This is a genomic window from Bacillus sp. USDA818B3_A (assembly GCF_009928415.1).
Taxonomy (GTDB): Bacteria; Bacillota; Bacilli; order Bacillales; family Cytobacillaceae; genus Neobacillus.
This window is the reverse complement of record NZ_JAABNN010000050.1, coordinates 1-1,944: the sequence shown is the minus strand read 5'-3', so window position 1 is coordinate 1,944 and position 1,944 is coordinate 1. Positions and strand designations below refer to the sequence as shown.

The window sequence follows — 1,944 nt, the reverse complement described above, 5'->3', positions numbered from 1 at the left end:
GGTGTGCGGCCGAGCCTAGGTCGTATCATATAACGGGTGGGATTCCCGTCGAGTAAGAACTAGCCATTCGCTCGTAGCGAGTCTTGGAGGGCTAAAGGTAACTTTAGTCTTTAAGCGTAGACAGTTAGATAGCGGGCCGAAAGCCAAATGGTTGAAGGGATGGAGCTCCATAATGTTAGTAAATCGAGAGGGCTGATGCCTTACCTGCGACAGAAAGCTACATTTTATCCCTCGTTAAGGGCAAGAAGGATAAAACCTCTCTGGAGTCAGAGACCTTGGCACGTTACACATTGATATGATACGGCAACTCGGGAGACCCTACCGGTCTCTTCATATAGAAGAGTATGGTGTACAAGCGATAACAAGCAAGGAAACCAAATGCCGATTGTAGGGAGTCGGATAGCAGCGTAGTACCAATGAAGTTGGGTAATGCCGATGGAGGAAAGGCTAGCTACCAGTTATCACCCTTACTAGGGACACATTTACTACACGCAGAGGTAGGAATAATAAATGGAAACAAAACTACTAAGGATAGCAGAATTAGCAAAATCTGATCCTAAAATGAAATTTACATCTCTTGCACATTTATTAAATGAGCAATCACTAGCTCAATGCCACCAGGAGCTACCTACCAAAAAGGCCACTGGGGTTAATGGTACAACTAAAGAGCAATACAGTGAAAATCTAAAGGAAAACATAGAGGATTTAGTAAATAGGCTTAAAAGCAAAAGTTATCATCCTGTTCCAGTAAGAAGAATGTATATTCCAAAGCTCAATTCAAACAAGAAAAGACCATTGGGAATTCCGGAACATGAAGATAAGATTGTTCAAAGAGGAATTACGAAAATATTAAATACCATCTATGAAAAGGATTTTCTAGACTGTTCATTTGGATTCCGTCCAAATCGTAACTGCCACGATGCTTTGAAAATACTGAACCATTATATTGAAAAGAAATCAGTAAACTATGTAGTAGATGTAGATATTAAAGGATTCTTTGACAACGTTGACCACACATGGATGATGGAGTTCTTAAAACTGCGAATCGCTGACCCTAACTTACTTAGAATCATTGGTAGGTTTCTTAAAGGTGGATATATGGAGGAAGGTAAGAAATATAAAACAGACAAAGGCACACCGCAAGGTGGAGTAATATCTCCGATATTAGCCAATGTATACCTCCATTATGTCCTTGACCTATGGTTCGAGAAAAGGGTTAGGAAACAGTGCAAGGGACAAGCATACATAGTGAGATATGCGGACGATTTTGTTTGTTGTTTTCAATATAAATGTGAAGCCGAGCAATTCTTCCATTCATTAAAGTTGAGATTAAAGAAATTTAATCTAGAAATAGCCGAGGATAAAACCAAAATCATACCCTTCGGGCGGTTTGCGGAGCAAAATGCAAATCAACAGGGAAGAAGTAAACCGGAAACTTTTGATTTCCTTGGATTTACACACTATTGCGGTAGGAGTAAACAAGGGAAATTTCGAGTAAAACGGAAAACATGCAATAAGAAAGTCCAAGCTAAACTAAAGGAAACTAAAGAATGGTTGAAAATTAACAGAAATAAAGACATTCATATGATTATGGATAGATTCAAACGCTCACTAGTAGGTTATTACAACTATTATTGCATCACAGATAATACCCAAAGTGTAAACAAATTCAGAGACAAAATCGGGTACTTACTGTTTAAATGGCTCAATAGAAGAAGTCAAAGGAAATCATTTACTTGGGATAAATTCAGACTCTTTCTTAATAAATATCCATTACCTTACGCAAGAGTTAAGGTTAATATATACGACTTAAGAAAAGAAATTAGCTATATTTTGTAAATGATAACTAGGAGGAGCCGTGTGCGTTAATAGCGCAAGCACGGTTCTGTGAGGGGGGAGGAGTACAATTTACCGCAAGGTAGAAAGGCTCCCTTCTACTCGACT

General features: G+C 38.7%; 1 protein-coding gene. It reads left to right on the top strand.

Annotation, left to right across the window (positions count from 1 at the left end; genetic code table 11):
• The first annotated feature begins 510 nt into the window (after positions 1-510).
• Positions 511-1,839, top strand: a complete 1,329-nt coding sequence (gene ltrA, locus GXK58_RS26790) for a group II intron reverse transcriptase/maturase (RefSeq protein WP_160726223.1) — start codon at positions 511-513, stop codon at positions 1,837-1,839.
• Positions 1,840-1,944: the final 105 nt, after the last annotated feature.